The organism is Nocardia fusca NBRC 14340, assembly GCF_001618425.1.
In the GTDB taxonomy this organism is placed as follows: Bacteria; Actinomycetota; Actinomycetes; order Mycobacteriales; family Mycobacteriaceae; genus Nocardia; species Nocardia fusca.
Genome location: NZ_BDCU01000038.1, coordinates 157,937 through 179,820, shown reverse-complemented (window position 1 = coordinate 179,820; position 21,884 = coordinate 157,937). Strand labels below are relative to the sequence as shown.

The following is a 21,884-nucleotide window of genomic DNA, read 5'->3' as shown; positions in this document are numbered from 1 at the left end:
GGGTCTGCAAATCCGTCTGTTTCACTCGCGCAGGATGCCTCGCGCGCGCCGGCAAGGGCGACGCTGTCGATGTTGTTTTCCACCCAATTGCGCAACATCCGCAGCGGCGCAGCGGCGCTGTGTCCCAACTCGGTGAGGGCGTACTCGACGTGCAGCGGTACGACCGGATAAATGGTGCGTTCGACCAGGCCGAACTCTTCGAGTCGCCGCAGGTTCTGGGTCAGCACCTTCGGGCTGATTCCCTGCAAGTGCCGCTGCAGCTGTCCGAACCGCTGTGGGCCGTCCTCGAGTGCGCCGATGGCCAGGGCAGACCACTTGTTCGCCAGCAGATCGAGCAATGTCCGGCACGGGCACTGCTCGGCGTACACGTCATGGTCGGAATGGAGGCCCGTCAGGCATGAAGTCGTCATTTCGCAAGCCCCTCACCTTCATACTTTTCAATAGGAAGTTCTCTCCCTTGCGGGTAACTATATCTCTGGGGATACCTTGCGTCTGTCAAAGGGGAGATCGCGCTCCGGTCCTTCTCCCTCATTCAGATCGGGAGAGAAACGAATGTCCGATACATCGATGCGCGCCATTGTCCAGCACGCCCTCGGCGGTCCCGACGTACTTTTGGTGGCGGAAATACCGCGCCCTGAACCGTTGCCTACCGAGGTCCGGGTGAAAGTGTATGCCGCCGGCATCAATCCGGTGGACTGGAAAACCCGGGTCGGCGAGGGAATGGCGGGGGAGCTCGGCGCGCCACCGTTCATCCTGGGCTGGGACGTCTCCGGAGTGGTGGAAAAGGTCGGCTTCGGCGTGACGACTCTGAAAGAAGGTGACGAGGTCTACGGAATGCCCTGGTTCCCGCGGGCGGCGGGCGCCTACGCCGAATACGTCACCGCTCCGGCGCGGCAGTTCGCTCGCAAGCCGACGAGTATCACTCATGAACAGGCCGCGGGAGTGCCGCTCGCCGCCCTCACCGCGTGGCAGGCATTGGTGGATACCGCGCAGATCAGGGCGGGGCAGCGCGTGCTGATCCACGCGGCCGCCGGCGGCGTCGGGCATCTGGCGATCCAATTCGCCAAGCACCTCGGTGCCTACGTGATCGGCACTGCTCGCGCCGCCGGCCACGGCTGGCTCACCGAAATAGGCGCCGACGAGCTGATCGACTACACCGCAGTCCGGTTCGAGGACGCGGTAGCGGACGTCGACATCGTGATCGACCTGGTGGGCGACCATTACGACGACACCAGCACGCGATCGCTGGATGTGCTGCGCCCCGGTGGGCTGCTCGTCGCCGTTCCCGCCGGCGTCTCGCCCGAGCTGGCTGCCGCGGCGGAGGCGAAAGGAATGCGGGTGTCGCCGTTTCTGGTCGAACCCGATGGACCGGCACTCACCAGTATCGGTGAACTGATCGACTCGGGCAGTGTGGCAGTGGAAGTCGAAGAGGTTTTCCCCCTCGAACAGGCCGCGGCTGCGCATGCTCGCGGCGAGTCCAACCGCACCCGCGGCAAGCTCGTCCTGCGTGTCGTTTCCTGAACTGCGCCACGACAACTACCAGGAGATATCCGATGTTCTACGAGATTCGCCGGTATCAGGTCCAGCCGGGGCGTCGCGACGAATTGGTCCGATATATGGAGAGCGTCATCATCCCGTTCCAGGTCGAACAGGGAATGTCGGTCACGGCGTCGTTCGTGGACGAGGAGGATCCGGACGGCTATGTGTGGATCCGCCGGTTCGAGAACGAACAGGAGCGCGCCACCCTCTACGCGAACGTCTACCAGAGCGACCGCTGGCGCGACGAGATCGGTCCCACGGTGAACAGCTTGCTGGTTCTCGACGAAATCAAGGTGACCAGGGTGGCACCCACCCCGGTGTCCGGACTGCAGTGAACCCATACAACAGGGCGAAAGAGGAAGATCGGTATGTCCGATAACATCCTGCCGAAGACACATAATGTGCCTTCGATCAACCGCGCCGCCGCGGTCGCGCTGGTCGAGGCCGTGCGTGCGGCGGCCGCTGAGGCCGGTATCGAGGTCGCTACGGCGATCACCGACGCCGGTGGCCACTTGGTGGCGTTCGAACGCGCCGACACTGTACCGTTTCTCGCCGCGGAGGTCGCAGTCGACAAGGCGTGGACCGCGGCGTCCTTCCGGCTCGCGACCCACAGCTGGAATGCTCTGGTTTCCGACCCGCGGGTGGCTCCGCTGGCCCACCATCCACGGCTGCTGGCCGTGGGTGGCGGATTCCCGCTTTTCGACAACGGTGTGTGCGTCGGAGGTCTCGGTATTTCCGGCGGCAGCGCCGAGGAGGACGAGAACGCCGCCCACGTAGCCCTGCGGGCGCAGGGATTCCCGATTCCGGATTGAGGATGGGCGTGGGATCGCCGGTACTCACGACGTGATCAATGCGGCGCCCGACATTCACAACAGGAAGGAGTGTCCAGTGCTTACCGGCGAATCCCGTCTCGGCATCGACACCAGCAAGCCCCATCCCGCACGGTTGCGTACCCGCAGTGAGGTCGCGCCTTTCTTCGAGGGGCTGGAACTCGTTGCTCCGGGGCTGGTGACCGCCACCGAGTGGTACCAGGAGGATCCGGCACCAGCAATCGAACGCAGCGGATTTCACGTCGGCGTCGCCCGGATCCTATGACTGCTTACGACCCTATCGGGATCCGTCGATCGACGGCCGCGCGAAGTGCCTGGGGACGCCCAGTAGGGAAGTTGCGTCTCTGCGCGACCTATCATGACCGCATGGTGAGGGAATCCGACTCCGCTCCGACTGCTGCGGGCTCGAGTAGTCGGGAGGCCATCCTGAACGCAGTCCGAGCTCTCATCGGCGAAAAGGGCTACGACGGCATGGCCATCTCGGACCCTGTCCGCGCGGTCCGGGCTCCCACCGACCTCGATCTACTACCACTTCGGGAAGAAACTCGGTGTGCTTGCGGCGCTACTCGAGCGGACTTTCGAGGAGTTGCACGCGCTGTACCCGAATCCGACCTCGTTCGACGAGCTCGCCCCGCTCGACCGGCTCGAGGCGTGGTTTTCCGCGGCGTGTGCCTCTAATTGGAGGTCTTCACGCCCGACGGGCGGGTAATCCGCCTTCCGGCCTGATTCTACGATCGGCTGCAGGCGATCGTTTGGCGTCGTACGTACGGCGGGTTATGGGGGCAGATGTCCACTCGGGCGATGCGCCGCCGGTCGTCGAGTCGGCCAGATCGCCCGGCACCACCTTCCCGCCGGCGGCCGTGATCTGCTCGGCAGCACGGTCGGAACGTGCCAACGCCCGCACCGAGTGTCCCTCGCGGGTGAGGTGGCGCACCAGGCGCCGACCGACGAACCCGCTGCCGCCCGTCACGAAGACCTTCATATCCAACTCCCGTCGTATCGATAGCTGGAATGCCGCTCGAGCACCACATTCCGAGTTGCTCGCCGAGATTCGGCGACTCGGTCGGTTCAGGGGTGGGCTGCCGGGTCAAGACGGATCCGGCAGTGGAATTGCGTGGAAGACGTGGTCCGGATCGACGCGGCGTTTCACTGCGAGTAGCCGTTCGGTGTTCGGACCGTAGGCGTGTGCGACCTGTGCGGTGTCGTCCGGTCCGAGGAGGTTGGGGTATCCGCCGGGCAGGGCCTCGGGTTCGAGGATCGAGGTGAGGTTGCCGGCCCAGGCGCGGTGCTCCGCCGCGCGGGTGTCGTCTGGTTCCCAGAGGGCGATGATCTCGATCATGAAGTGCGGGTCGCGGTTACCGAATGCCGTCTCCGCCGCTGGCACTCGTGCGCCCGCGCCGAGCAGGGTGTGCACGCTCACGGCGGAAAGGGGTGAGGTCAGGGGGGAGCCTGCGAGGGTCAGCATGTCACGCACTCCAGAGGTCAGTGACGATACGGAACGAGTGCGAATCTCGGTGTGCCGGCCGAAGGGGAACTGCGCATCCATGGCCGCGAGCATCTCGGGCAGGGTGGTGGAGGCGACTTGGGAGACAAGAGGTGTGCCGAGGGTGTCGAGCCGCGCCAGCTTGTGTTCTCCCGCTGCAACGTCCTCGCCGCTCCACGTGGGCGAAAGGAACACCACCGGCTTGCCGTCGGGGCCGGACAGGATGCCGAATTGGACGGTCAGTTCGTCCGGGCTCTCGGCCAGGGCATCCGGCAACCCGGCCAGCACTGTTCCGGCCTGCTCCCACGGGAATACGATCATGCCCGACAGCAACGCCGGCACGGCGTGCAGACGCACACGCATCGAGGTTACGAGACCGAAGTTCCCGCCGCCGCCGCGCAATGCCCAGAACAGGTCCGGTTCCTGTTCGGCATCGGCGGTGACGACGGAGCCGTCGGCGAGTACCACCTCCGCTGACAGGAGATTGTCCAGCGCGAGTCCGAATCGGCCGCTGAGCGGGCCGTAGCCGCCACCGAGTGTGAGGCCGGCCATGCCCACCGAGCCGACGGTGCCGGTCGCCGGAACGAGGCCGAACGGCTGGGTGGCGGCCGCGAGATCGGCGGCCGTGGCCCCTGCCGAGACCTCGGCAACCTTCGCCACGGGGTCCACGGTTACACCGCGCATCCCGGAGAGGTCGATGGTCAAGCCGCCATCGCTCAACGCTCGGCCGGCCCAGTCGTGGCCACCACCCCGCACCGACAGCGTTACTCCGGATTCCTGTGTGGCCAGTACGGCAGCCCGTGCCGTGGATGCGTCCGCGCACCGGACGATGACGCCGGGGCGAGCGGATACCGCGCCGTTCCATATATGGCGGCCGGCCTCGTAATCCGGCCCCGTGGTGACCACCGAGCCCGGGTGGACGGTGTTCCGCAGGGTATCGGTGAGACGGTTCAGTTGTTGATGTGTTGTCGCAGGCATCGCTTCTCTTTCGTTTCCGGACTCGGCAAGACGTCTGAGCAGCCGGTCGTCGTTCCGAGGCGACCCAGGCTGTGTAGGGTAACTGGTACGTCTACCAGAGAACGTAAACTATGTGCGCCGCTGGCGCAAACAGCACAGTCCGGACCGGAGGAGCAGATGGACGCCGATACCAACGAAGTTGTGCCACGAACCCCGCGGGGTCGGCAACGCGGGAGCGCATCCTCGACGCGGCGAACGGGATGTTCTACGTTCGCGGCATCAGCGCTCCTGCGGACGGTCCGGCAGATGGTGCGACTGTGCGTGCTCTTCCACGGCCGTCCACTCCGAAGTCGGGTCGCCGGGCCATGGCAGCACGGTGGTCTCACGCGCTCCGATCATCGACACCCTCCTTTCGACTGTCGCCCACCCGGCGAAGAGCACGTCGTGCAGGCCGTCGGGGTCAAGGGCATTGTGGCGAAAGCTCTGGTGCGGCGGCTGGGGTTCGCGTCCTTCCGGCGCGGGACGACCCCGTCAGGCAGTTCGGCGCTGATCCTGACCTCGTAGGTAGCGGTGTCGTCACCGCTACCAGGGTGCTCGACCGCCCTGTCGACGCCCCACGGACAGTCTGTGCGCTCGAGCCAGTCCTGGCCGCGGCGTTCGCGCAGGCGGACGAGGCCGCCGCACTCACTCGGCGAGAAGGTGTCGAGCTGATGCCCTGGGGCCTGCGCTGCGAGCACTGGACAGAGGATGGCCGCGCGTTCGAGATGAGGTAGGCCAAGTCGCGCTGCGCAGGACGGCCAGGGTCCGCGTGGCCACCCTCGCCGCATCTTCGGACGTGCCGGTGGTGGCCGAGGCGGGCCGCTGCAATACGGCCCACGCGCCGGGCCTCGCGGCCGCGTAGGCGCGATGGGCGTCGGCGAGGCCGCGAAGGGCATCGCTGCCCGCACGGTCCGCCGTTGCCTGCGAGATGGCCTCGGCGAGCTCTGCACCCCCAATCGCCCTGCGACGACGGAGAGCGTTGTCGCAGGGCGATTCCCTTGTCGTTGGAGAGAAGCGGCGCAGCATGAAGCACGTCCGGCTTGGTCGGGTTCGACCGCGCCGCGAACGCGATCGGGCCGTGGGGCAGACGAGTGGTGAGCTGGTGCAAGCGCTCACGCACCCAGTCGAGACGTGGCGTCGAGGTGTTGAGCTGGCGGTGGTTCAGGCGGGGCGGCCATATGCCTCGAGGAGCCGCAGCCAGATCTCGCTGATCGTGGGGTAGGCGGGGACGGCGTGCCAGAGCCGGTGGAGGGAGACTTCCCCGACGATCGCGATGGTCGCCGCGTGCACGAGCTCTGCGGCGTCCTGGCCGACGAACGTCGCGCCGATTACGACGTGCCGGTGCTCATCGATGATGAGCTTGGCGCGCCCGGCGTACCCGTCGGCGTGGAGCGCGGCTCCGGCCACCGCGCCGAGGTCGTATTCGACCGTTCGGACGTTGCGGCCCTCGGCGCGGGCCTGGGCCTCGGTGTAGCCGACGGCGGCGACTTCGGGGTCGGAGAACACCACTCGTGGCACGGCGGCATGGTCTGCCGTGGCGACGTGCCGCCCCCAAGGGCCGTCGGAGAGCGGCGCGCCTTGCAGACGGGCCGCGATCGCCTCGCCGGCCGCCCGCGCCTGGTACTTGCCCTGGTGAGTGAGCAGGGCACGTCGGTTGACGTCGCCTACCGCATATAGCCAGTCGGTGCCTTCGACGAGCATTGTGTCGTCGACCGGTAGCTTCGGGTCGATGCCCGCGGCCTCGAGCCCGAGCCCCGTGGTCGCCGGACGGCGACCGGTGGCCACGAGCATCTCCCCAGCCTGCAGAGCGGTGCCGTCCTCGAGTGCGACGGTGACGGTTCCGTCGGAGTTGCGGTCGACTCGCACGGGCGATGCACCGATGCGCACATCGACGCCCTCGTCCGTCAGCGCCGCGGCGACGTGCGCGCCGACGAACGGCTCCTCACGGCCGAGCAGCGCCTCGCGCGAGAGCATGGTGACCTGGGTGCCCAGCGAGGAGAAGGCGAACGCCATCTCGGTGCCGGCGACGCCACCGCCGAGGATGATCAGGCTCTGCGGCACGTGGTCGGCGGAGGTGATCTCGCGAGTGCCCCATGCCTTGGATTCCATGAGCCCCGGGATCGGCGGGACGACCGGGACGGACCCGGTGGCGAGGGCGACCGCCCGTGCGGTGTAGATCCGGTCGCCGACGGTCACCTGCCGGCGGCCCGCGAGGCAACCGTGGCCTCTGATCAGGTCGACGTCGGCGGAGTCGAGCCATGCGGCCTGCCCGTCGTCGTTCCAGTCGCTGGTGAACGCGGTCCGTCGGGCGAGGACGGCCTTGGCGTCGACGTCGCCGGCGACGGCTTCGCGCGCTCCGGCCAGTCGGCGGGCTGCCCGGAGGGCATGCCCGGAGCGCAGCAACGCCTTGGAGGGCATGCAGGCCCAGTAGGAGCACTCGCCTCCGACGAGCTCGGCCTCGACGATCGCGGCCCGGACCCCGCGCTTGGTGGCGTAGTCGGCGACGTTCTCGCCGACGGGCCCGCCGCCGATGACGATCAGGTCGTAGTCGTATGTCGTGTTCTCCTCGGACATCAGACGGCCCGTTTCCGCAGCATGATGCTCAGCCGGATCGCCGAGACAAGGAAGAAGATCGCGCCGAGCGCCGCGTAGCCGGCCGCACCCGAGATCGCGCCGTTGCCCTGCAGCCCCTGGATCAGGAACCCGCTGCCGGCGAACACCGAGATGCCGCCCGACAGCATCTGTGCGACCTGGCCTCCGGACTTCCGGTTGCGGATGGCGGCGATGAGCTGCGGGATGCCGGAGATGATCGCCCAGACGCCCCAGACTGCGAGGGCTGCGGGGATCGCGATCGAGGAGGAGACGCCGACGGCGACGGCGACGGCGACGCTGACGACGACGTTGATCCATTCAGCGGTCTTGGAGCGCTGCTTGTCGGGGTCGGCGCGCAGCTGCCATAGCACTGCCCCGGCGTCGAAGAGGGGGTAGACGATCAGCAGAACCGTCAGGAGGGCGTTCGGTTCGGTCGCCTTTGCCGCTGCGGAGAACATGATCCCCACCCAGATGATGGCGAAGACGAATCGGACGAAGTAGAGGGTGCGCAGCGATCGGCTGTAGGTGAGTGCCGGGGTGGTTTCTGTGATGGGCATGGTGTCTCTCCGAGGTGATTCGTTCGACGGTCAGGCGACGGTGGTCGTGAGCGTGACGGGGACGTTGCCGCGGGTCGCGACCGAATAGGGGCATACGGTGTGCGCTGCGGCGACGAGGTTCTCGGCGGCCGCCTGATCGATGCCACCGCCGATATGCACGCGAAGTGCGCCGCCCAGTGCGAGGCCGCCGCTCTCGGTCTTGGTGATCCACACCTCGGCGGATACCGCGGAGTCTGTGAGCTTCGTCTTGCTCTGTGCGGCAACCATCTTCAGTGCGGAGTGGAAGCACGAGGACCAACCGGCGGCGAAGAGCTGCTCGGGGTTGGTCGCGCCGCCCGGTCCGCCCATCGAGCGCGGGATCGCCAGCGTCACATCGAGCAGGCCGTCGTCGGTGACGGCGCGACCTCCCGCGCGGCCGTCGCCGGTCGAGGTGGCGGTGGTGGTGTAGAGGGTGTCGGACATGAGAGTTCTCCCTTGGTGGGGCCGGTCTACGGACTGGCTGCTATGTGGGGGTACTAGTACGTCTACAAAGAGGAATGTAGACTAGTTAGTACACCAGCGCAAGTGGGTTGAATCGCGATTGAGAGGGAACATGGGTGACGACGGGGTGACAGGTATCCAGGCGAGCACGGGGCAGCAGGGTAGGGGCGGTGCGCAGACGCGCGCGCGCATCCTCGAAGCCGCGAGCGAGCTGTTCTATGCCGAGGGAATCCGGGCCGTCAGCGCCGACCGCATCATCGAGCGCGTCGGAATCACCAAGGTGACCTTCTACCGACACTTCCGTACCAAGAGCGACCTCGTCGTCGCCTACCTCGCGGTGCAGTCGGAGGCCGAGAAACAATGGGTGCGGAGCCGTCGGCGGCCGGGCGATCCCAGCGGTTCCCTGCGCGCGCTGGCCGACGACATCGGTGCTCACAGCTGCCGGCCCGGCTTCCGTGGGTGCGCCTTCATCAACGCCGCCGCAGAATTCTCCGACCCCGCTGACCCGGTCCGGGTCTCCGTCCATGCGCACCGGCAGTCGATGCTCGACGAGTTCGCCGCCATCGCAGAGGACGCCGGCGCAGCCGACGTCACGAGTGTGGCGAAGCAGCTGATGATCCTCCGCGACGGAGCGATGGTCAACGGCTACCTCGGCACGTCGGCCGACATCTCAGCCGCGCTCGGCGCCGCCTTCGACGGCGTCCTCGCGGCCTCCACGGCCCCGGAGGTCGGGGCCGTGCCTGCTCGCTGAGTCATCGCAGGATCCGGTCCTGCGCGGCTTCCCGGTTGCCGCCTCGTCCTGGGCGGCCTGGAATGGGCCGGCTTCGCGGCGCTCTTGCCGCGCCTCGGTGTGCGGGAGAGGCGCTCGAGGCCGGGCTATCCGGGTGATGGCACACTGCGGTCTGGTAACCGTCCTACCGGGTGGTGATGCGCCGTCCCGACGGCTGGTGGCCTATCCGCTCCAGTCGTTCCGCAGTCATACGGGCAACAATTCTCGACAGCTAGTGCCTCGTCCAGAAGAGTTGGCCGCGTAATCGGGCCAACGTGCGCGCCGGGTTGATCTGCGATCCGGGGCCAGCGATGCTGCTCGCGGAGGTGGTGTCGGGTGGCGAGAAAACCCGGAGTGTTCGTTCGGCCGGTGACCCCGGAAGAGGGGCGCAAGCTGGCAAGGATCGCCAAGACCAGCAAAGTGCCGGTGCGGATGCGGCGCGCGATCGTGGTGATGGCCTCGGCTCAACGCCAACCGGTCCCGTTGATAGCCAAGTTGATGCAGGTCAGCGAGGACTACGTGCGCGAGGTCATCCACGCATTCAACGAGAAGGGATTCGCGGCCCTGGACCCAAAATGGACACCGTTGGCGAATCCTGTAGGGCAGTCAGGCGACTGGTCTGAGCACACCGAAGTGTGATGTTCGGGTGGGAGCGAACGCTGCGGTCTCCCACCAGGCGTTGAGTCGGTTGAGGTTGAGTCCCGCGGAGGTGAGCACGTGCTGGAGACGAGTCTTGTCCAGCCCGCGGTAGCGGGATCGGCGCAGGCCGCAGGATCGGATGCCCTGGGCGATCGTGCCTTCGATTCCTGCGCGATGCCGATAGCGTTGTTGCCAGTGTTCGGTCTGCTGCTCGACCCGAGCGTGCTGGAGGGCCTCGTGCTGGTCGCGGTGACGCAAAGTGAGTCGTCGTCCTGCTCTGGAGCGGGTGCATTGCTCGCGGGCGAGACAGGACTGACATGCCGAGCTGGGGAACCGGACCCTGACGACCGGGATCCCGTCTTGGGATCGGTCGGCCTTCCACGATCGGGACTCGACACCTTGTGGGCAGGTGACCTGCTCATTGTCCCAGTCGATGGTGAAATCGGTCAAGGTGTAGCCATCTCCGGCAGTAGCTTGCCATCCGGTGGCGGCCTTGGCCGGGCCGAGTAGTTCGATCCCGTGGTCTCGGCCAGCAGCGATGAGCAGGTCGGCATCGACGTAACCGGCATCGACGAGATGGATGTCGGGCAGCAGATCCCGCTCGGCCAGGCTGGTGTGGATTGAGGCGGTCATCGCCATGTCCGGAACCGGGGCAGGGGTGGTGGCGACCTGAGTGATCAGGTGCGGAGCGTCGGGCTCGCAGGTTTCGGTGAGATGGACCTTGTAACCGTTCCAGGAAGCGTCGCGTTTGGTGCCGGTGCGAGCCTGGTCGTCATAGGGCGAGCAGTACCGAATCGCTGCAGGTGGTAGATCCTTCTTGTCTCTCCAGTTCACCACGCCATCAGTGACCTGATACTGCTGAATCCAGATCTTTCGCAGCAATTCCACCGCGGGTAGTTCCCGCAGCCACGACGGCGCACCGGTAGCGGTGGCCTCGGTCAGCACGGTCATTCCGTCGGCACCGATCTGGTTCGCATGGGTCGTGCGGGCCGCCCAGCGGCTGGGGAACCGGGTATCTTCCGAGCGGGCGCTATAACGGTCGAACCACTCGGGTTCAGCGACGCCAGCCAACCATTCCGGCGCCGCAGCAGCAAGCATGTTCAGTGCGGCTCGCAGCGTCTCGGTGACGAACTGCAACCGGTTCAGATCCCGCACCGCCGCCAGCACATGCGTGGCATCGGTGCGCTGCCGCCCACCAGCCTTCAGCAGCCCAGCCTGACGTATCGCATCCAACATCGCATCCAACACGCGGTGTTCCAGGCCGCCGGTGATCAGCCGGGACCGGAACTCGCTGAGCACCGAGTAGTCGAACCCGGGATCGGTCAGTTCCAGCCCCAGCGCATACTTCCAATCGATGCGAGCACGAACCGCTTGCGCCGCTTGACGGTCAGAAAGACCCTCCGCGTATTGCAGCACCGACACCAACGCCAGCAAGGCTGGCGAGATTGCCGGCTGACCACGCCGGGAGAACATGTCCGCGAACTCGGCATCGGTAAAGATCGGTCCCAGAACATCCCGCATCCGTACTGCCGGGCAACCGTCCGGGAACACTACCCGGGCGACCCGTTCCGTCTCAGCCGGAACCACTACCCACCCGCGCGGACGCAACGACACAGCAACTCCCATCAACACCCATACCCAGAACACCAGCGTTGATCTTGCCGAACCGCCTCCCCTTCAACCGAATTCGCCAACGGTGTCCAAAATGGAGCGGGGGCAGGCCGAGCAAGACTGATCGGGGCACGCGTGAACGGATCGCCCAGATCGCTCGGTGCTGCCCCCGCAACCTGGGCTGGCCGTTCTCGACCTGGAGTTTGTCGAAACTTCAGGAAGTGTTGCGCACCAACGGTATTGCTGATCTGAGCCGGGAAACGATACGGCAGATCTCGAAGGCCGCGGGGGTGTCGTGGCAAGCGACCAAGACGTGGAAGGCCAGCAACGACCCCGAGTTCGCCGAGAAGATGGCCCGGATCCTCGATCTCTACGACAATCCGCCCGCCGATGGTCGGGTGATCTGCGCTGATGAGTTCGGGCCGTTGAACTTGCTTCCTCGTGCGGGTCGGGGATGGTTCCCCGCACGCCGTCCGAGACGGTTGCGGGCCACCTATAACCGCACCCAGGGTGTGCGGCACATGTTCGGTGCGCTGGATCTGGCTACCGGCCAGATGCACTACCGGATCCGAGACCGGAAGCGGTGGACGGAATTTCTCGCGTTCCTCAAGTCGCTGCGCGCACGCTGGCCAGGGCAGAAACTGTATGTGATCGTGGATAACTACTCGGTCCACAAGCGTCGCGAGGTGCGGAAATGGGCTGCCGACAACGCCGTTGAACTGGTGTTCACTCCGACCTGTTCATCGTGGTTGAACTGGATCGAGTCCGAGTTCGCGGCGCTGCGCTACTTCGCGCTCAACGGCACCGATCACCGCAGCCATGGTGGGCAAGACGCCGCGATGGCGCTTACATCCGCTGGCGCAACCAGCACGCCGAGCCCCAAACGCGAGTTCGCCGTCAACTCCAAGATCCGGCTACCCGATTACCTGGCCAACGTTGCCTGACGAGGCACTAGCGCGCCCTCAGGCCATCGACGACGACGGTGAGCATGCGGTCGAGTTGGTCGCGTTGCTCGCGCGCGCCGGCTACGGAGAGCACGCCTGCGAGGATGCCGCCGATGTCGACCGGGTCGATATCGCTGCGCAGTACCCCTTCTTCGGCCCCGGCCTCGAGCATCATGCCCAGGATCTGCTGGACCTCATCGCAGACCGGTCCGGTGCCGAAGCGTCCGGAAGCGCTCATGGCGACCAGGGCTTCGCAGATGCCGCGCCGCTCACTCGCCCACTCGGCGAAGCGGCACATCCACATATGGAGAGCTCGTGCGGGTCGCTCGGCGGCCAGGAGGGCCTGTGCGTCCTCGCGCAAAGGGCGGATCTGGTCGCGGTAGACCTCCTCGACCAGGTCCTCCCGGGTGGGGAAATGTCGATAGAGGGTGCCGCTTCCCACGCCCGCGCGCTTGGCGATCGTATCGAACGAGATCGCTCGCCCGGAGGTGAAAGCCTCGGTGGCCGTGACGATCAGGCGTTCGCGGTTGCGTTGGGCATCGGCGCGCAGGCCGTTCCGTGGAGGTGTCATGGTCTTCGCGATCGGGAGTGTCGGGGGCGAGGTAGGGAAGGAATCGGGGATGTCTCCGGTTAGTGTACCTTGGCGAAAGCGGCGACCTCTCCGGTTACCGGTGTAGCCCCGATCCTCCCCGTTCGACGAAAGGCCCCCAATGCCCGCAGCGCTCATCACCGGCGGCACGACCGGAATCGGCAGAGCGACCGCCGAACTGCTGCACGCCTGTGGATACCGGGTCGCTGTCACCGGACAGAACCCGGATTCCCTCGCGCGGGCACGGCTCGAACTTCCCGACGACGTACTGGCCGTCCGGTCCGATCTTCGAGTTCCGGCCGATACCGACGCTCTGTTGGCGACGGTGTCCGAACGTTTCGGATCGCTCGACCTGCTGTTCCTCAACGCCGGAATCTTCCGCCCTGCACCGATTGCCGATGTGACGGAGGAGGCGTTCGATGAGCAGGTCGACATCAACTTCAAGGGCCAGTACTTCACCCTCCAGAAGGCCCTTCCGCTCATGAACGACAGCGGATCGATCGTCTTCACCGTGGGCGTCGGATCCCGTCGCGGCAGCCCTGGCGCCACGCTGGGGGCAGCGACGCGCGGTGCACTACTGGCAATGCTGCCCTCGCTCGCGCTCGAACTGGCTCCGCGCGGAATCCGTGTCAATGCCGTTAGTCCCGGGCCGATCGAAACCCCGCTGTTCGACAAGCTGGGAGTTCCCGGGAGCGGTCGGGATGCCATGCGCGCGAAGATCCCGTTCGAGCGCTTCGGATCCAGTCGAGAGGTCGCGGAAGTCGTCGCCTTCCTCGCCTCGGACGCCGCCGGTTACGTCACCGGACAGGACATCGCCGTGGCCGGCGGCTACGGGCTCGGCGTCTGAAACCCGGGCGAGCCGGCCACCGATTCGCGCCCACGAGTACTACGAACCACAACCACAGGAGAAACACGATGTCACTCACTCTCGACACCTACCGGCAACTCGGGCGTTCCGGCCTGCGGGTCTCGCCGCTCGCGCTCGGGACGGCCACCTTCGGCAACGACTGGGGCTGGGGCGCGGAGCAGGACGAGGCGCGCAAGTTGTTCGACCAGTACGTCGAACGCGGCGGGAACTTCATCGACACAGCGGTCACCTACACCAACGGCACATCGGAGCGCATGCTCGGTGAGTTCGCCCGGGACAGACGAGACAGCTTGGTCCTGGCCACGAAGTACACGACCCTGCGCCGGCCCGGCGACCCCAACTCCGGTGGCGCGAGCCGAAAAAGCCTCTTCGGGGCGGTCGAGACCAGCCTGCGGCAGTTGAACACCGACTACATCGACCTGCTCTACCTGCACGTGTGGGACCCCACCACCCCTGTGGAGGAGATCCTTCGCGGTCTGGACGACCTCGTTCGGCAGGGCAAGGTCCTCTACGTGGCCATCTCCAACACCCCGGCCTGGCAGATCTCACGCATGCAGACGATCGCCGACCTGCGCGGCTGGTCACCGCTGGTGGCACTCCAGCTGGAGTACAACCTGATCGAGCGCACCGGAGAGCGTGACCTCATCCCGATGGCGAACGAGCTGGGCCTGGGAACCGTCTTGTGGTCACCGCTGGCGGGAGGGGTGCTCACCGGCAAGTACAGCCGACAGGACCTGAACACGCCGCCCTCCGGCCAGAGCGAGAGCGTCCGCAAGAGCTTCAACGTGGCCCTCGGCGGAGTAACCGAACGCGCCCTCGCCATCGTGGACGTAGTCAAGGAGGTCGCCGACGAGCTGGGCCACACACCGGCCCAGGTGGGGCTCGCCTGGACCCTGCAGAACCCAGGGGTGACAGCGCCGATCATCGGGGCTCGAACCGCCGAGCAACTGCAGGAGAACCTGGGAGCCCTGGAGGTCGACCTCACTCCGTCCCACCTGGCGCGTCTTGACGAGGTCAGCGAGATCGACCTCGGATTCCCCCACGCACTACTCGCGAGCGACCACATCCGCGTCCAGACCCGCGGCGACCTGAAGATCCAGGCCCGCCGCTGACGACGCGGCGGCCGCCGCGCCGACCCATCATCGAGCGAACCGATGGGTCAACCCGGATGCAGGGACCGTGACATGCGACATATTTGCTTGCCGTGGTCGACCCCGTGGTGGGACAGTACGCTGATATGTAGACGTACTAGTTCGTATACCAAGAGGTGGAGCGAAAGGATATTTATGACCACGACGGAGATCCAGCCCGCCGACGTCGAGAACCTGGTGGCGGCGGCCCGGTCGGCGGTGCCGGTACTCGCCGCGAACGCGGGCCGCGCCGAGCGCGACCGGCGGCTGCCCGCCGGGAGCACCGCGGCGCTGCGGGATGCGGGTGCGTTCGCGCTGGCCACACCCGCCCGGTTCGGTGGTCTCGACGCCGACCTCCCGACCACCGTTCGCGTGATCTCCGAGCTGGGCCGCGGTTGCTCGTCGTCGGCCTGGCTGGTCGCGGTGAGCGCCGAGGCGCAGCGGGCCTTCGCTCCGCTCATGTCCGAGGAGGTGCTCGCGGAGTTCTACGCCGACCTCGACACGCGGCTGTGCGGTGCCGGCAAACCCCCCGGCAGGGCACGGCGGGTCGCCAAGGGGCTCCATATCTCCGGACGTTGGCCCTACGCCTCGGGCTGCGAGGACGCGCCGTGGGCCATCATCCCGGCCATGGTGGGCGATGGTGACGGGCCTGCTGAGTTCGTCCTCGTGCTCGCGCCGACCTCGGATCTGGATATCGAGCGCACCTGGGACACGGCCGGAATGCGCGGCACCGGTAGCCATACGCTGGTGGCCGACGACGTGTTCGTGCCCCGCGCCCGCGTACTGTCCGTGCCCACGGGTCCGAACGGTGCACCGGACTTGTTCTCCGGCCGGCCTGCCGGCCAGCTCGGCGGTGGTGTGACGCTGCTCGCCTCGCTGGTCGGAGCCGCTCGTGGAGCCCTGGATGTGGTCGGTTCCACGCTCCATGAGCGCAAGCCCCCGATGACGCAGTACGACAGTCTCGCAGCCTCGCCCGGCGCCCGGCACTGGTTCGCCCAAGCCACCCACCTGATCGAGAGCGCCCAGCGTGACCTGGTCGTGCTCGCGGCCGAGATCGACCAGCTCGCGGCCGAGCCGGCACTCGCCGACCGGGACGGCACGGCGCTGCGCATGCGACTGAACTCGGTCGTACAGCGGTGCCAAGAAGGGGTGAACCTGCTGCTGGACCTGCACGGAGCCGCCGGATTCGCCGCCGGCAACGCACTGCAGCGGTTCTGGCGTGACCTGCACGTCGGCAGCCGGCACGTGCAGTTCAACACTTACCTCGCAGTGGAGAACCACGCCGGCATCCTCGCGACCACCCCTGACTCGCAGGAGACATGATGATCGAGAAGCGATAACGGGCCATCTCGGGCCCGCGGCTCGTCGCCGTTCCCGCCACCGACGGATGCCGACCGTGGGCGGCGGTACTCGAGGGGTGACGAACACGGCGCCCGAAATTCACAACAGGAAGGAGTTTCCGGTGCTTACCGGTGATTCCCGTGTCGACATCGACACCAGCAAGCCCCACCCCGCACGTGTATACGACTGGCTGCTGGGCGGTAGCACCAATTACCCGGTCGACGAGAAGGTCGGCGCGGCACTTCCCGAGGAAACGCGCGGCAACGCGGCCCGGAACCGGGCGTTCATCCACCGGGCCACCGGCTGGCTGGCGAAGAACGGCATTGCCCAGTATCTCGACATCGGCACCGGAATCCCCACCGAGCCCAATATCCACCAGGTCGTGCAGGCCATCGCGCCCGACGCCCGGGTCGTCTACGCGGACAACGATCCGATCGTCCTGCAGCACTCGGAAGCGCTGCTGACCAGTACCCGTGAGGGCGTCACCCGTTTCCTGCACGCGGACGTGCGACAGCCGGCGTCGATCCTGGAACATGCCGGTGAGGTATTGGACTTCGACCGCCCCGTCGCGCTATCGCTGTTCGCTCTTCTGCACTTCTTGCCGGACGACGAGGCATACGGCATCGTGCGAGCACTCGTGGAAGCCCTTCCATCGGGCAGCTTCCTGCTGCTTTCGCACGGGACGGTCGACGAGCATCCCGAGTGGGAGGGAAAGGTCGAGGCCGCGTACGAGCAGGCCGCGATCCCGCTGCGGTTGCGCACTCGTAGTGAAGTCGTGCCTTTCTTCAAGGGGCTGGAACTCGTTGCTCCGGGGCTGGTGTCCGCCACCGAGTGGTACCAGGAGGATCCGGCACCGGCACTCGAGCGCAGCGGATTTCATGTCGGCGTCGCCCAGGTCCCGTAGTGGCTACGGCCCCACCGGTCCGTCTCGGCCGGCGACTGTGCGACCCGGTCCCCGTACAAGTGGACATCTGTCCTGGCCGGTTGCGATGCCGTCGTTCACGCGGCCCGATATCGCCTACAGCCGCGTCGAACTCGCCACCGAACAGGCACTACTGCCGCGGGATACACCCACGATGCACACCGTGATACTGCGCCCGCCGTTCGTCTGGGGCGCCGGGACGACCACAACGATCGAGATGGCCGAGCTTGCGCGATCCGGCGGATGGACCTGGATCGATCGAGGTCGCCACATCATGTACGTCATTGAACCTGAATAGGGGCTCACCGAAATGACTCCCGCACACAAATCGCACGGCTCTCCCATGGAAGCGAGGTCAGCAGTTGAGCACGAGCAAGAGGGTGGCGCGCGGAATCGCAGCCACCGCTGTAACGGTGGCCGGCACGATGTCACTGGCAACCCCTATGGCCGTGGCCACCCCTTCCCCCGTGACGTCCGATTCGCCGAGTGCCGCGGTCACGGCGAACGCGTCGTTCGGCAGGCTCGGCGGGCTGATCGACCTCGCCGTGGAGCGCCTCCGCGTCAGCAACGACGTCGCAGCGTCCAAGTTCGGCACCGGCTCAGCTGTCGACGACCCCGTCCGCGAACAACAGGTGCTCGACCGAGTACGGAGCCAGGCCGCCGCGATCGGGCTGGACCCGAATACGGCCGCGGCCTTCTTCCAGGACCAGATCACCGCGAGCAAGGTCGTACAGAACGGACTACTTGCCCACTGGAAGGCACATCCGGACCAAGCTCCCGATACGCGCCCGGACCTGGCCCGGATCCGCGTACAGCTCGACCAGCTGACCGGCTCCCTGCTCGAACAACTCAGGGCCACTGTGGATGTGCGCACCACGCCCGCCTGGTGCGCCATCGAACTCCCCCTGGCCGCCGGATCAGCGGCACTCCTGGATGGACTGGACATCCTGCACCAGCAGGCGCTCGGCACGGCGGTGCGCTCCGTGTGCAGCACAGGCTGAAACCCGGTTCGATGACTACAGGTCCGCTTTCCGGACATTGCCCGGAAAGCGGGCTCGTCCACGGACACGCAGAGCCCGGGAGAGCAGCGTTCATCGACGCCGGGGCGGAATTCGCCGATCCCGGCGATCCTGCGCGAAAGACCGTTACCGAGCATCGCCGCTGGATGCACGGGCAATTCGCCGAGATCGCCACGGAGGCAGGGGTCGGCGATATCCGTTCGACCGCAAGGCAGCTGATGGTTCTCCACGATGGAGCGATGGTGAACGGGGTACCTCGGAGACCCGGCGCCGGTCGCTGATTCTTGCCACCGGTTGAACCTGAGCAATTTCGTTCTCGGAAGTTCGTGAACGCGCTGTCGGTCAAAGGGTTACGAGGCTCGATGGGCAGGGGCGGAGCCTGTGGTGACAACGCGGCGATGGAGTCGTTCTTCGAGCTGCTGCAGAAGAACGTGCTCGACCGGAAACGGTGGGCGACCCGCGACGAGTTCCGCCTGGCGATCGTGGTGTGGATCGAGAAAACCTACCACCGCATCCGCCGGCAACGCCGACTCGGCCGGCTCACCCCGATCGAGTTCGAGGCAATGAACCGGCCCGCACTCGCGGCCTGAAAGACCAAACCCGCGAGTCAACCGAACTCGGGGCAGTCCCATCTACATCGCCATGATCGCCACGCTTTCGAGACGACTCACCCGCAAGTGACCCGGAGTTCTCAGACGCGCTCTTAGCACTGCGGACACCGAGTGAGTATGGCGGCGGGTGGGCGAGCACGGAAACGGTCTCCCGATGCCTGACCCGTCTGGGCCGAGCGTGTCCGTCCACCGCGTGGGTGGCCGGGACGTGCTCGACCGCCAAGAACATCGCCGTGCGGTGCCACCTGGAGTCCGTGGACCTCTCCTCGGACCCGGACTGGATCGGGAATTCCGGGGGGACGGGGTGAACGAGGGCCCGGTGGGGTGCGGATCAGCGATCGCTGGCCGAACGTGTCCGGATGCGAGGACGCCCTCTGGGCGGTGCTTGGCCTGGTGGTGGACGGCGTGTACTCGTTCGCCGTCATCCTCGTGGCCGATCTCGGCATCGAGGGGACCTGGCACATGGCCGGCATGCGCGGCACGGGCAGCCGGACCGTGGTCGCCGACGATGTCCTGGTGCCGGCCGGGCGGGTCGCGGCGACATCGCCCTTCACGACCGCGGACCGGATGTTGTACTCGATGACGGTACTGAGCCCGGTGGTGGGCGCGGCGCTGGGCGCGCTGGACGCGGTCGGCGCGATGTTCGCGTCGGACCGGAAGCCGTTCATGACCACGTACAACCGGATGGGTGAGTCCGCAGGTGTCCGACAGTGGCTGGCGGAGGCTACTCAACTGGTGCACCGCGCCGAGACAACCATGCTTGCGGTCGCCCACGAGGCCTATACGACCGAAGTATCGGAGAACGAGGGTCCTCGCCTGCACATGGATCTCGCCGACGCTGCCCGTGACTGCCGGTCTGCCCTGGAACGCATGCTCGACCTGCACGGCGCGAGCGGCGTCAACACCGCAAACGTCCTGCAGCGGAACTGGCGGGACGTCGCTGTCGGCAGCCGGCATCCCCACCTGAATCCGTACTTCGCGGTCGAGCGGTACGGCACGGTCCTGGCCGGTTGATATTGCAGGGGGCCACCGGGACCCGGTGCGAGGCATGACGTCGGGCATGCCTCGCGTCGCGGTCGGAGATGACGCGGTCGGGTGACTTCAGTGGGTCGCGCCGCGCGTCCCGCACCATCGAGCCGACGAGTTCCCGCGCTGCGGCCAGACCTCGAACATGTTGGGGCGCGGCGTGCTCGGCGCGGAGCAGCGTGTGAAGTGCTGCACGATGGTCCGGTTCTCTGCCCGGTTGCCAGGGGATCGGGATGCAGAGCGCGGTCCTTGGATGAGCGGACCGCTCACAGTGGTTGTTCCGCTTCCTGCGTGGCGAGCTTCAGTTGCTCGTCGTTTTCAGGTGTGTGCGGGGCGAGGTGGGTTTCTCGTAGTTCCATTTCGTTGTGAACACGGCAAGCTCGCCGAAGGGCATCAGGGTCCCTGGACTTGATGGCCTCGAGCAGACGCCCGTGCACAACGACACTTTGGTCCGCTGGGCGTTCGTGGTCTTCGATGAAGCGGGCTTTGACGATGGTGTTGGCGAGAAGAGTGGACAGCGTCGCGTACAAATCGGACACGTAGGGTATCCGGGCAGCTCTGGCGATCGCGATATGGAAGCGCAAGATGGCGCCGAAGAACAGTTTGGGATCATCTCGGGAACCGTGTAGTTCGTCGAGTGCCCACGCCATCATTTGAACGTCTTCGGGTGTTGCCCGGTGAAGGGCGGTCTCGCTGAGCAGGTCCTCGAGTGATCGCCGTGCCTCGAACAGGTGGCGAGCATCGGCCAAACCGTCGAACCAGATGTCCACTACGCCGATACGCAGCTGGGGCGGGATGTCATTGACGAAAATACCACCGGTGGCACCTCGTTTGACGAGGACCCGGCCCCGCTCCCGCAAGATTTGCAGCGCCTCGTTCATCACACTGGGGCTGACGCCGTACCGCTCGATCAGCTCGGTCCGGAAGCCCAGGCGTTCGCCCGGCTGCGGCCGGGTGTCGAGGATGTCCCGTTCGATCTCGGTGGCAAGCTGCTCGGCTCTGGAATTCGGGGTCCTGGGCACGTACCACTCCTCTGTAGGCATTCGAGCTGCGGCACCGTTCGCCGCAGCATGCCTCGAGTGTGTCATTGGTGGAGGACGCTGTCGGCGACTCCGGTGTGGTGTGAAGGCGTCGGGGCTCCACCGGTAACTGCGGCGGATGAAGTGTCCGTGAGGTCGGTGCCAAGGAAGTCGGATACGAGTGTGCGGAACTCGTCGGCCTTCTCGATCTGCACCCAGTGACCACATTCGGAAATGATGTGCAGCCGAGCGTGTGGCAGGAGCTCGGCCAGCCGACGTGACACATCGACCGGGACGATCCGGTCGTCCCACCCGTGGATGAGCAGAGTTTCGCAGGTGATATTGCCGAACGCGGTCTCGGGCAGGGCCAAAGCGTCGATCGAGTGTTGCCTGGGCGGCGGGAACATCGCCGAATAGGCCTCCTGTACCCCTGGCCGCATCGATGCCTGGTAGCGGTCTTCGACGAGCTCGTCACCCACGAGGTCGTTGCGGAACGCGAACAGGCGCAGCATCTCTCGCATCGCGTCACGGGACGGTTCATAGCCCCATACCGCGTCCAGGCCCGGCGTGAGCGGGAAGGAGATGCCGGAGCTGCCCATCAATACGACGCGCCGTACCCGTTCGGGTTGACGAGCCGTCAGGTGCAGCGCGACGGCGCCGCCGAAACTGTTGCCGACGATCGCGCACTCTTCGATGTCGAGTGCGTCGAGGAAACCGGTGAGATGCGACAGCCAGGTGTCCATGGTGAACGTCATATCGTCGGGTATGGCGGTATACCCGAATCCGAGCATGTCCGGCGCGATGACCCGGAAGTTCTGGCTCAGCGCTGGAAAGATGGGCCGCCAGTTTGCGTGCGCGGTGACTCCGGGACCGGAACCATGGATAAGCAGAACCACCGGTCCGTTGCCGGCGTCATGGT

General features: G+C 66.4%; 24 protein-coding genes and 1 pseudogene. 15 read left to right on the top strand and 10 right to left on the bottom strand.

The window, feature by feature from the left end; all coding sequences use genetic code 11:
- Window positions 1–368 (bottom strand): winged helix-turn-helix transcriptional regulator (locus NF4_RS24950; protein ID WP_063129800.1); only part of this gene is annotated, 368 nt, incomplete at its 3' end.
- 184 nt (window positions 369–552) lie between these two features.
- Here NF4_RS24950 and NF4_RS24945 point away from each other — a divergent pair.
- The 4 genes from NF4_RS24945 (at window position 553) to NF4_RS38765 (ending at window position 2,634) form a co-directional block, all read left to right on the top strand.
- A complete protein-coding gene (locus NF4_RS24945) occupies window positions 553–1,521 on the top strand; it encodes an NADP-dependent oxidoreductase (RefSeq protein WP_063129799.1) in 969 nt (322 codons plus the stop codon).
- Between the two features lie 32 nt (window positions 1,522–1,553).
- Window positions 1,554–1,874 (top strand): NIPSNAP family protein, encoded by a 321-nt coding sequence (locus tag NF4_RS24940; RefSeq protein WP_063129798.1) that lies wholly within the window; start codon window positions 1,554–1,556, stop codon window positions 1,872–1,874.
- Between the two features lie 33 nt (window positions 1,875–1,907).
- Window positions 1,908–2,351, top strand: coding sequence for a GlcG/HbpS family heme-binding protein (locus NF4_RS24935; protein ID WP_063129797.1), 444 nt, complete (start codon window positions 1,908–1,910; stop codon window positions 2,349–2,351).
- Between the two features lie 76 nt (window positions 2,352–2,427).
- On the top strand, window positions 2,428–2,634 hold the full coding sequence (locus NF4_RS38765; protein ID WP_063129796.1) for an SAM-dependent methyltransferase: 207 nt from the start codon (window positions 2,428–2,430) through the stop codon (window positions 2,632–2,634).
- A gap of 423 nt (window positions 2,635–3,057) precedes the next feature.
- Here the strand turns inward: NF4_RS38765 and NF4_RS24920 are convergent, their stop codons facing one another.
- The 5 genes from NF4_RS24920 to NF4_RS24895 all read right to left on the bottom strand — a co-directional run bounded on the left by NF4_RS24920 (window position 3,058) and on the right by NF4_RS24895 (window position 8,459).
- The gene (locus NF4_RS24920) at window positions 3,058–3,351 is read right to left on the bottom strand and encodes an NAD-dependent epimerase/dehydratase family protein (protein WP_063129795.1); all 294 of its coding nucleotides are present in this window, start codon (window positions 3,349–3,351) and stop codon (window positions 3,058–3,060) included.
- Between the two features lie 105 nt (window positions 3,352–3,456).
- Window positions 3,457–4,830 (bottom strand): FAD-binding oxidoreductase, encoded by a 1,374-nt coding sequence (locus NF4_RS24915; protein WP_063129794.1) that lies wholly within the window; start codon window positions 4,828–4,830, stop codon window positions 3,457–3,459.
- Between the two features lie 1,179 nt (window positions 4,831–6,009).
- A complete protein-coding gene (locus NF4_RS24905) occupies window positions 6,010–7,422 on the bottom strand; it encodes a dihydrolipoyl dehydrogenase family protein (RefSeq protein WP_063129792.1) in 1,413 nt (470 codons plus the stop codon).
- Window positions 7,422–7,997, bottom strand: a complete 576-nt coding sequence (locus NF4_RS24900; protein ID WP_063129791.1) for a hypothetical protein — start codon at window positions 7,995–7,997, stop codon at window positions 7,422–7,424. The genes NF4_RS24905 and NF4_RS24900 overlap by 1 nt, the downstream gene beginning before the upstream one ends.
- Before the next feature lie 30 nt (window positions 7,998–8,027).
- Window positions 8,028–8,459, bottom strand: a complete 432-nt coding sequence (locus NF4_RS24895; protein ID WP_063129790.1) for an Ohr family peroxiredoxin — start codon at window positions 8,457–8,459, stop codon at window positions 8,028–8,030.
- 130 nt (window positions 8,460–8,589) lie between these two features.
- On the opposite strand from NF4_RS24895, the gene NF4_RS24890 reads away from it, so the two are divergent.
- Window positions 8,590–9,228, top strand: coding sequence for a TetR/AcrR family transcriptional regulator (locus NF4_RS24890; RefSeq protein WP_084533431.1), 639 nt, complete (start codon window positions 8,590–8,592; stop codon window positions 9,226–9,228).
- Window positions 9,229–9,582: 354 nt separating this feature from the next.
- The gene (locus NF4_RS24885) at window positions 9,583–9,885 is read left to right on the top strand and encodes a helix-turn-helix domain-containing protein (RefSeq protein ID WP_232330634.1); all 303 of its coding nucleotides are present in this window, start codon (window positions 9,583–9,585) and stop codon (window positions 9,883–9,885) included.
- On the opposite strand, the gene NF4_RS24880 is transcribed toward NF4_RS24885, so the two are convergent.
- Window positions 9,853–11,499 (bottom strand): IS1182 family transposase, encoded by a 1,647-nt coding sequence (locus NF4_RS24880; RefSeq protein WP_084533437.1) that lies wholly within the window; start codon window positions 11,497–11,499, stop codon window positions 9,853–9,855. The genes NF4_RS24885 and NF4_RS24880 overlap by 33 nt on opposite strands.
- A 38-nt stretch (window positions 11,500–11,537) precedes the next feature.
- Between NF4_RS24880 and NF4_RS24875 the strand changes: the two genes are divergently transcribed.
- Window positions 11,538–12,440 (top strand): IS630 family transposase, encoded by a 903-nt coding sequence (locus tag NF4_RS24875; protein ID WP_198165467.1) that lies wholly within the window; start codon window positions 11,538–11,540, stop codon window positions 12,438–12,440.
- A gap of 7 nt (window positions 12,441–12,447) precedes the next feature.
- On the opposite strand, the gene NF4_RS24870 is transcribed toward NF4_RS24875, so the two are convergent.
- Window positions 12,448–13,011 carry a TetR/AcrR family transcriptional regulator gene (locus NF4_RS24870; RefSeq protein WP_063129789.1) on the bottom strand — a complete coding sequence of 188 codons (564 nt, stop codon included), beginning with the start codon at window positions 13,009–13,011 and terminating at the stop codon, window positions 12,448–12,450.
- A 139-nt stretch (window positions 13,012–13,150) separates the two neighbouring features.
- On the opposite strand from NF4_RS24870, the gene NF4_RS24865 reads away from it, so the two are divergent.
- The 8 genes and pseudogenes from NF4_RS24865 to NF4_RS24830 all read left to right on the top strand — a co-directional run bounded on the left by NF4_RS24865 (window position 13,151) and on the right by NF4_RS24830 (window position 19,934).
- Window positions 13,151–13,876, top strand: a complete 726-nt coding sequence (locus tag NF4_RS24865) for an SDR family NAD(P)-dependent oxidoreductase (RefSeq protein WP_063129788.1) — start codon at window positions 13,151–13,153, stop codon at window positions 13,874–13,876.
- 68 nt (window positions 13,877–13,944) lie between these two features.
- Window positions 13,945–15,009, top strand: a complete 1,065-nt coding sequence (locus NF4_RS24860; protein ID WP_063129787.1) for an aldo/keto reductase — start codon at window positions 13,945–13,947, stop codon at window positions 15,007–15,009.
- A 174-nt stretch (window positions 15,010–15,183) separates the two neighbouring features.
- On the top strand, window positions 15,184–16,350 hold the full coding sequence (locus NF4_RS24855) for an acyl-CoA dehydrogenase family protein (protein WP_063129786.1): 1,167 nt from the start codon (window positions 15,184–15,186) through the stop codon (window positions 16,348–16,350).
- A 139-nt stretch (window positions 16,351–16,489) separates the two neighbouring features.
- Window positions 16,490–17,272, top strand: a complete 783-nt coding sequence (locus tag NF4_RS24850; protein WP_063129815.1) for an SAM-dependent methyltransferase — start codon at window positions 16,490–16,492, stop codon at window positions 17,270–17,272.
- Between the two features lie 85 nt (window positions 17,273–17,357).
- Complete coding sequence (locus tag NF4_RS24845) at window positions 17,358–17,588, top strand: hypothetical protein (RefSeq protein ID WP_063129785.1); 231 nt, start codon at window positions 17,358–17,360, stop codon at window positions 17,586–17,588.
- Window positions 17,589–17,757: 169 nt separating this feature from the next.
- On the top strand, window positions 17,758–18,291 hold the full coding sequence (locus NF4_RS24840) for a chorismate mutase (RefSeq protein WP_198165466.1): 534 nt from the start codon (window positions 17,758–17,760) through the stop codon (window positions 18,289–18,291).
- 323 nt (window positions 18,292–18,614) lie between these two features.
- Window positions 18,615–18,899, top strand: a pseudogene (locus tag NF4_RS24835) (integrase core domain-containing protein); the annotation flags it as partial.
- Between the two features lie 345 nt (window positions 18,900–19,244).
- Window positions 19,245–19,934 (top strand): acyl-CoA dehydrogenase family protein, encoded by a 690-nt coding sequence (locus NF4_RS24830; protein WP_198165465.1) that lies wholly within the window; start codon window positions 19,245–19,247, stop codon window positions 19,932–19,934.
- Window positions 19,935–20,212: 278 nt separating this feature from the next.
- Here NF4_RS24830 and NF4_RS24825 read toward each other — a convergent pair whose 3' ends face one another.
- Both NF4_RS24825 and NF4_RS24820 read right to left on the bottom strand, forming a co-directional pair.
- The gene (locus NF4_RS24825) at window positions 20,213–20,968 is read right to left on the bottom strand and encodes a FadR/GntR family transcriptional regulator (RefSeq protein ID WP_063129783.1); all 756 of its coding nucleotides are present in this window, start codon (window positions 20,966–20,968) and stop codon (window positions 20,213–20,215) included.
- 62 nt (window positions 20,969–21,030) lie between these two features.
- Complete coding sequence (locus NF4_RS24820) at window positions 21,031–21,861, bottom strand: alpha/beta fold hydrolase (RefSeq protein WP_369690950.1); 831 nt, start codon at window positions 21,859–21,861, stop codon at window positions 21,031–21,033.
- Window positions 21,862–21,884 lie beyond the last annotated feature (23 nt).

What these genes read in the sequence shown, in the direction of transcription:
- NF4_RS24945 (WP_063129799.1), top strand. Translation starts at nt 553, where the DNA reads ATGTCCGATACATCGATGCGCGCCATTGTCCAGCACGCCCTCGGCGGT.
- NF4_RS24940 (WP_063129798.1), top strand. Translation starts at nt 1,554, where the DNA reads ATGTTCTACGAGATTCGCCGGTATCAGGTCCAGCCGGGGCGTCGCGAC.
- NF4_RS24935 (WP_063129797.1), top strand. Translation starts at nt 1,908, where the DNA reads ATGTCCGATAACATCCTGCCGAAGACACATAATGTGCCTTCGATCAAC.
- NF4_RS24920 (WP_063129795.1), bottom strand. Translation starts at nt 3,351, where the DNA reads ATGAAGGTCTTCGTGACGGGCGGCAGCGGGTTCGTCGGTCGGCGCCTG.
- NF4_RS24915 (WP_063129794.1), bottom strand. Translation starts at nt 4,830, where the DNA reads ATGCCTGCGACAACACATCAACAACTGAACCGTCTCACCGATACCCTG.
- NF4_RS24905 (WP_063129792.1), bottom strand. Translation starts at nt 7,422, where the DNA reads ATGTCCGAGGAGAACACGACATACGACTACGACCTGATCGTCATCGGC.
- NF4_RS24900 (WP_063129791.1), bottom strand. Translation starts at nt 7,997, where the DNA reads ATGCCCATCACAGAAACCACCCCGGCACTCACCTACAGCCGATCGCTG.
- NF4_RS24895 (WP_063129790.1), bottom strand. Translation starts at nt 8,459, where the DNA reads ATGTCCGACACCCTCTACACCACCACCGCCACCTCGACCGGCGACGGC.
- NF4_RS24890 (WP_084533431.1), top strand. Translation starts at nt 8,590, where the DNA reads ATGGGTGACGACGGGGTGACAGGTATCCAGGCGAGCACGGGGCAGCAG.
- NF4_RS24870 (WP_063129789.1), bottom strand. Translation starts at nt 13,011, where the DNA reads ATGACACCTCCACGGAACGGCCTGCGCGCCGATGCCCAACGCAACCGC.
- NF4_RS24865 (WP_063129788.1), top strand. Translation starts at nt 13,151, where the DNA reads ATGCCCGCAGCGCTCATCACCGGCGGCACGACCGGAATCGGCAGAGCG.
- NF4_RS24860 (WP_063129787.1), top strand. Translation starts at nt 13,945, where the DNA reads ATGTCACTCACTCTCGACACCTACCGGCAACTCGGGCGTTCCGGCCTG.
- NF4_RS24855 (WP_063129786.1), top strand. Translation starts at nt 15,184, where the DNA reads ATGACCACGACGGAGATCCAGCCCGCCGACGTCGAGAACCTGGTGGCG.
- NF4_RS24845 (WP_063129785.1), top strand. Translation starts at nt 17,358, where the DNA reads ATGCCGTCGTTCACGCGGCCCGATATCGCCTACAGCCGCGTCGAACTC.